The organism is Streptomyces anandii JCM 4720 (genome assembly GCF_014650655.1).
Taxonomy (GTDB): Bacteria; Actinomycetota; Actinomycetes; order Streptomycetales; family Streptomycetaceae; genus Streptomyces; species Streptomyces anandii.
The window spans coordinates 13,119-19,975 of the sequence record NZ_BMVJ01000043.1; the positions used below are offsets into that span (position 1 = coordinate 13,119).

Annotated in this window: 4 protein-coding genes; 3 read left to right on the plus strand and 1 reads right to left on the minus strand. The window is 72.6% G+C overall.

Translation table 11 applies throughout. The features are described from left to right. Positions 1-5 precede the first annotated feature (5 nt). From IE249_RS34830 to IE249_RS34840, 3 genes are read left to right on the plus strand one after another with little or no spacing between them, the layout of a single operon-like run. On the plus strand, positions 6-1,040 hold the full coding sequence (locus tag IE249_RS34830; RefSeq protein WP_189711420.1) for an ABC transporter ATP-binding protein: 1,035 nt from the start codon (positions 6-8) through the stop codon (positions 1,038-1,040). Continuing rightward, entirely contained in the window at positions 1,037-1,966 is a 930-nt protein-coding gene (locus IE249_RS34835) for an ABC transporter permease (protein WP_189711422.1), read from the plus strand. The genes IE249_RS34830 and IE249_RS34835 overlap by 4 nt, the downstream gene beginning before the upstream one ends. 51 nt (positions 1,967-2,017) lie before the next feature. Continuing rightward, on the plus strand, positions 2,018-2,947 hold the full coding sequence (locus tag IE249_RS34840) for an ACP S-malonyltransferase (RefSeq protein WP_189711424.1): 930 nt from the start codon (positions 2,018-2,020) through the stop codon (positions 2,945-2,947). A 114-nt stretch (positions 2,948-3,061) separates the two neighbouring features. Here IE249_RS34840 and IE249_RS34845 read toward each other — a convergent pair. Next, positions 3,062-6,857, minus strand: a 3,796-nt coding sequence (locus IE249_RS34845; RefSeq protein ID WP_189711426.1) for a type I polyketide synthase, incomplete at its 5' end; no start/stop codon positions are given.

Genomic DNA, 6,857 nt, shown 5'->3' on the forward strand with positions numbered 1-6,857 from the left:
GTTTCATGAATACACCACGTGCCGCGGATTCCGCCGTCGTCGTCGACGGACTGGTCAAGAAATACCCCGACCGCGAACAATTCGCCGTCGACAACCTCAGCTTCAGCGTGAACCACGGGGAGGTCTTCGGATTCCTCGGCCCCAACGGAGCGGGCAAGACCACCACCATCGGCATTCTCACCACGCGGGTGGCCCCGACCGGGGGACGCGCCTTCGTGATGGGCGTTGACGTGGTCGCCAAGCCGGCGCTGGCGCGCCAGTCGTTCGCGGTCGTGCCGCAGCGCAACAACCTCGACCGCTCCCTGACCATCCGTCAGAACCTCGTCTTCCACGCCGGCTACCACGGGCTGCCGCGGTCCGAGCGCAACCGGCTGGCCGACGAGAGCCTGGAGTTCGTCGGGCTGACCGACCACGGGGGCGCGCGCGCCGACGAGGTGTCCGGCGGCCAGGCCCAGCGCGTGATGATCGCGCGGGCGCTGATGCACCGGCCGCGGGTGCTGTTCCTCGACGAGCCGGCGACCGGACTCGACCCGCAGTCGCAGCTGTTCGTGCACGAGCGGGTGGCCGAACTCAGCGGCCGGGGCGTGACCGTGGTGATCACGACCCACAACATGGACGAGGCCGAGAAGCTGTGCGACCGCGTCGGCATCGTCGACCACGGCAAGCTCCTCGCCCTGGACACCCCGCAGGCCCTGATGGAGACGCTGAGCAACACCTCCGTCTCCGTCTCGGTGGCCCCGCCGCCCGCCGGCGTAGAGCAGGTGCTGGGGATGCTGAAGCGGATCGACTCCGTGGCCGGCGTGGAGGTGCTGCACCAGGACGGGGACGGCGACGACCTCGCCCCGGACGCGGACCTCGGCCTCGGCCCGAGCCCGAAGGACGTACGCCTGAAGGTCTACAGCGACGCGGCGTCCTCGGTGATCCTCCCGACCGTGATCCGCGCCCTCGCCGATGCCGGCTGCGAGGTCAAGGACATGAGCGTCGGCAACTCCACCCTCGAGGACGTCTTCGTCGAGCTGACCGGCAGGGAGCTGCGATGACCACCGCCGCCACGTCCACCCCCACCGGCGACAACGCTCCCGGGACCAAGGAGCTCCCCGCCCTCGAGGCACCGAAGCCGCAGCCGGAACCCCAGCAGCAGCCGCAGCCCTCCGGGCGCACCGGCCGCGGCGGCCGCCACCGTCGGCGCGCCACCCGCTGGCGCACCTTCTATTTCATCCTGTGGCGGGACATCTTCGTCACCGGCCGCGAGATCGCGCCGTTCCTCGGCCAGGTCCTCGTGGAGCCGTTCTTCATCCTGTTCGTGTTCGGCAAGGTGCTCGGCAACCTCGGCTACACCACGCCAGGTTTCGAGCAGGTGCTGCTGCCCGGCGTGGTCGCGCTCAACAGCTTCCTGGTGAGCCTGCAGAACACCGCGCTCCCGCTGGCCATCGACTTCTCCTACACCAAGGAGATCGAGGACCGACTGCTGGCGCCGATCCCGGTGGTGCTGGTGGCGATCGAGAAGGTCCTGTTCGGCGCGATCCGGGGTCTGATCGGCTCGCTGGTGATGATCCCGATCGGCCTCGCCCTGCTCGACCACGTCTCATGGCCACTGCACACCCTGCCGGCCACCCTCGGCATCCTCACCCTGGGCGGACTGGTCGGCGGCACGGTCGGCCTGACCCTGGGCACGCTGGCCCCGGCCCGGCACATCAGCATCGTCTTCGCCATGACGCTGACCCCGATCATGTTCACCGGGGCCACCCAGTTCCCGTGGGCGAGCCTGTCCCACATCCGCTGGTTCCAGATCCTGTGCACCCTCAATCCGCTGACCTACGTCAGCGAGGCGATGCGCGGCCTGCTGCTGCCGTCCGGCGGTCCGCACTCGATTCCGCTGCCCATCTGCATCGGCGCCATCGCCGCGGGCTGCGTGGTCTACGGATTCATCGGCATCCGCGGATTCCACCGCCGGGCGCAGGACTAGTCCCGCGGCCGAACAGCACGACACCGAGCAGCAAAGGGCGTTCATCCCACCATGACGACGAAAACCGCGATCGTGTTTCCCGGAATGGGACCCTCCCGCTTTGCCGAGGTGGGCAAGTTCCTGCTTCTGGACCCGTATGCGCGGGCCCGGCTGGCCGAGGCCGACGAGGCCCTCGGCACGTCGGTCTTCGACAACTTCCGTGAACAGACGGACGACTACTCCGAATTCAGCCAGGTGGCCTTTCTCGTCAATTCCATGGCGATGGCCGACCGGGCCGAGCAGACCCTGGGAATCGTCCCCGACATCTGCACGGGCCCGAGCTTCGGGCAGAAGGCGGCTGCCGCCTACACCGGCTCGCTCCCCTTCGCCGACGTCGTCCGGCTCACCGCCGAACTCGCCCGGCTGGAGGAGGACTTCTTCGGCAAGGAGTACACGGACGTGGTCACCCACTCCTTCGTCCGCACTCCCGAGGAGCGACTCGCCGCGATCCTGGCCGACTTCGACGAGCGGGGCGAGTGGTACGAGTTCTCCGGCCACCTCGACGACGGCTTCACCATGCTGTCGCTGCGCGAGCGTGAGCTGGACGGGCTCAAGGAGCGCATCAGCAAGGCCGGCGGCTACTCCATGTACACCATGCGCCCGCCCGTGCACGCCCCGGCCTTCTCTTCTCTGCGCCGCCGGGCCGAGGAAGAGGTCTTCCCCCGCTACGAGTTCAACGACCCGAAACTGCCCGTGGTCACCGACCAGGACGGCACGGTCGTCAACTCGGCCGGGGAGATGCGCACGATGATGCTGGACACCTTCGACCGCCCGGTCGACTGGCCCGCCGTGGTGGACACACTGAAGCGGGAGGACGTGTCCAGGGTGTGCGTGACGGGCCCGGACAACCTCTTCCACCGGCTCGACCGCACCAAGGACAACTTCGAGGTCGTGACGGTGGGACTGCCCAAGCGGTCGCGGCCGCCGCGGAGGTCCTCGTGAGCTGAGCCGGGTCGCGCCGGGCCGGACCGTTCGTACGGGGCTCGGAGCGCGTCGGCAAAGGGCCGGCCCCCACCGTCTCGGTGGGGGCCGGCCCTTTGTGTCCCGCGCGGGCCGCTACCGCAGCCCGGTCAGCCAGTCGTCCACCGCGTGTGCCGTGGCGTCGGCGTGCTGCTCCATCATCGTGAAGTGGTTGCCGGGCACGTCCACGGCGGTGTGCTCCAGGTCCCAGTACGACCGCCAGTCGCCGTCGCCGTTCCCGCTCCCCGCGTCGCGCGTCCAGTCGAAGAGACGCTCACCGGCCCGCACGAGCAGCGTGGGGGCCTCGACGGGCCGCGGCTTCCAGCCGCCGAACAGCCGGAAGTAGGCGCCCATCGCGAGCAGCCGGTTGTCGTCCACCGGCACATAGCTCTCCTGCCGCTCGTTCATGCCCGAGGACAGGCCCGGCTGGATGCCGACGATGGCGTCGTCGTCGTGCGAGTAGATGTCGATCAGCACCACCGCGCGCGGACCGTTCCCGGCGCTCTCCAAGCGCTCGGCGACCGCGTGGGCGAGCATGCCGCCCGAGGAGTGCCCGAGCAGCACGACGGGCCTGCCGCCGGCCTGCCGCAGCACCGCCTCCGCCTGTGCCTCGATCACCGCCTCGGTACCGGCCGGCACCTGCTCCCCGGCGAGGAAGCCGGGCGCGGCCAGCGCCCACAGGTCGCGGCGACCGCGGAAGGCGGCGGCGAAACGGGCGTACTGGTGCGGTCCGGAGATCGACAGGATCGAGGAGAAGCACACCAGGGCCGGCTCGTCATCGCCCTGCGCGAGGCGCACCATGCGCGGCGCCGTGCGCAGTTCGGCGGCGGAGGCGAACGAGGGCCGGTACCGCGAGGCCTCCATGAGCAGGCCCATGAACTCGCCGGACGCGCCGAGTTCGGCGGCACGGTGCAGCATCTGGCCGAACATCCCGCCGGCCGGCGAGTCGGTTCCCGGCGCCGGGGAGTCCGGGACGGCGACCGCTTCCGCACCGGAGGTGCCCTCCCCGGCCACTGCTGTACCGGACGTTCCCTCCGCGGCCGCTCCCTGGCCGCCCGTGCCGGCGGCCAGCGCGGCGCGCAGGTGGCGGGCGGCGAGTTCGGGCGTGGGGTGGTCGAACAGCAGGGTCGGCGGGAGCCGCAGCCCGGTGGCCGCGACCAGCCGGTTGCGCAGTTCGACGGCGGTCAGCGAGTCGACGCCCAGCTCCAGGAACTCCCGGGCGGCGCCGACCTCCTCGGGCGCGGCGTACCCAAGTACGACGGCCACCTGGGCGCGCACCACGTCCAGCAGCGCCCGCTCCTGTTCCGGCCCGGTCATCGCGGCCAGCCGCCGCAGCAGCTCGGCCGGGACCCCCGGATCGGCGGCCCCCGCGGTCCGCACGGCGCGGCGCGGCACACCCCGCACCAGACCACGCAGCAGCGCGGGCAGCGTCCCGGCCGCGGCCTGGGCGCTCAGGGCCCCGGTGTCCAGGCCGACCGCCACCAGTGCGGCCTGCGACGGGTCGGCCTCGGCGCCGGCGTCGGCACGGCAGGCCGTGTCGAAGAGTTCCAGGCCCCGGCGGGACGACAGCGGCAGCACACCGGAGCGGGCCATGCGCCGCAGGTCCGCCTCGCTCAGCTCCCCCGTCATGGCGCTGCGCTGCTCCCACAGTCCCCAGGCGATCGACACCGCGGGCAGGCCCTCGGCGCGGCGGTGCCGGGCGAGCGCGTCCAGGAAGGCGTTGGCCGCGGCGTAGTTCGCCTGGCCGGGGGTGCCGAAGGTACCGGCGGCCGAGGAGAACAGCACGAAGGCGGCCAGGTCGAGGTGACGGGTCGCCTCGTGCAGGTGGAGCGCCGCGTCCGCCTTCGGCCGGAACACGGTGTCGACACGCTCAGGCGTGAGCGAGGGGACGAGCCCGTCGTCCAGTACGCCCGCAGTGTGGACGACCGCGGTCAGCGGATGCGCGTCCGGGACACCCGCGAGCAGGGCGTTCACGCCCGCCCGGTCGGACACGTCGCACTCGGCCACGCGGACGTCCGCTCCGAGACCGGTCAGCTCGGCGACCAGTTCGGCCGCCCCCTCGGCCCGCATCCCGCGCCGGCTGGTGAGCAGCAGGTGCCGCACACTCCGCTCGGCGACCAGGTGCCGGGCGAGCAGGGCACCGAGGGCGCCGGTGCCGCCGGTGACGAGCACCGTGCCCGTCGGGTCGAAGGGGGCGGCGGCCGTCTCCGCCGCCTTGGGCAGCCGGGCGAGGCGCGGTGCGTACAGCGTGCCCTCCCGGACGGCCAGCTGTTCCTCGCCGCAGGCCGCCGCCCCGGGCAGCGCACCGAACGACGAGTCGTGCTCGTCGATGTCCACGAGCAGGAAGCGGCCCGGGTTCTCCGTCTGCGCCGAGCGCAGCAGGCCCCACAGGGCCGCCTGGGCCGGATCGCAGGGCGTGCCGTCGCCCGCCGGGGCCGCTACCGCACCCCGGGTCACGAACGCCAGCCGGGTCTCCTGGAACGTCTCGTCCGCGAGCCACGACTGCACCAGACGCAGGGTTTCATGGGTGGCCTGCCGGACCGCGCCGGCGAGATCGTCGCCGACGGAGGCCGCGGCCTCGGGCCCACGGGGTACGAGGACGAGTTCCGGCGCGGGTTTGCCCGCCGCCACGACCCCCGCGAGCGCCCCGAGATCGGCGTAGCTGTCCACGGACACCCCGGACGCTTCGAGCGCGGCCGCCAGTTTGAGGTGGTCGGCGCCGACGACGGCCCACCGGCCGACCCCGTCCGGGCTGGTGACGGAGGCCGGTGCCTTCGTCCAGTCCACGCGGAAGAGCGAGTCGTGGAACCCGCCCCCTCCGGCCGCCGGGAGCCGGGCCGGATCCACGGTGCGCAGGGTCAGCCCCTCCACCGAGGCGACGAGCACGCCCGTCTCGTCGGCCGCCCGTAGGGAGACCGCACCGTTCCCGGCGGGGGCGGCAAGATCGGCCGGCCCGGTGGCATCGGCCGGCCCGGTGGGATCCGCCGGTCCGGCGGGGGCGATCCGTACGCGGAGGGCGGAGGCGCCGACCGCGTGCAGGGTGACCCCGCTCCACGAGAAGGGCAGGCGCAACCGGCCGGGTCCGCCGTCGTCGGCGGACCCGGTGAACCCGCCCAGGGCCAGCCCGTGCAGGGCCGAGTCGAGCAGGGCCGGGTGCAGTCCGAACCGCGCGGCATCCTGGTGCTGGTCCTCCGGCAGGGCCAGTTCGGCGAAGATCTCGTCGCCGCGCCGCCAGGCCGCCCGCAGCCCCTGGAAGGCCGGGCCGTACCCGAAGCCCGCCATGGCGAAGCTCTCGTACAGATCCCCGACGTCCAGCGCGGTCGCGTCGGCCGGTGGCCATACGGCCAAGTCCGGCTCCGGAAGCGGCTCTTGAGTGGCTGTCGGCTCAGCGGTGGCGAGCACACCGGAGGCGTGCCGCAGCCACGGCTCGTCGACGGCATCCTCCGGCCGCGAGTGAAGGGTGACGGAACGGCGACCGGAGTCGTCCGCCTCGCCGACCGACAGCCGCAGCACCACGGCACCCCGCTCGGGCAGCGGCAACGGTGCCTCGAGGGTCAGCTCCTCGACCCGGTCGCAGCCGGCCTGCTCGCCCGCACGGAGGGCGAGTTCGACGAAGGCCGTGCCCGGGAGGATCACCGTCCCGGCGACCGCGTGATCGCCCAGCCAGGGGTGCGTGTGCAGGGAGAGCCGCCCGGTGAAGACGTACCCGCCCTGCTCGGGCAGTTCCACGGCCGCGCCCAGCAGCGGATGGTCCGCCGCGCCGAGACCGGCGGAGGTGACGTCCCCCGCGGTCAGCGGAACGTCGATCCAGTAACGCTCGTGCTGGAAGGCGTAGGTGGGCAGGTCGACGCGCTGGGCGCCGGTGCCGGAGAAGTACGCGGCCCAGTCGACG

Coding starts and splice junctions, on each gene's coding strand:
- IE249_RS34830 (WP_189711420.1), top strand. CDS start 6: ATGAATACACCACGTGCCGCGGATTCCGCCGTCGTCGTCGACGGACTG.
- IE249_RS34840 (WP_189711424.1), top strand. CDS start 2,018: ATGACGACGAAAACCGCGATCGTGTTTCCCGGAATGGGACCCTCCCGC.
- IE249_RS34835 (WP_189711422.1), top strand. CDS start 1,037: ATGACCACCGCCGCCACGTCCACCCCCACCGGCGACAACGCTCCCGGG.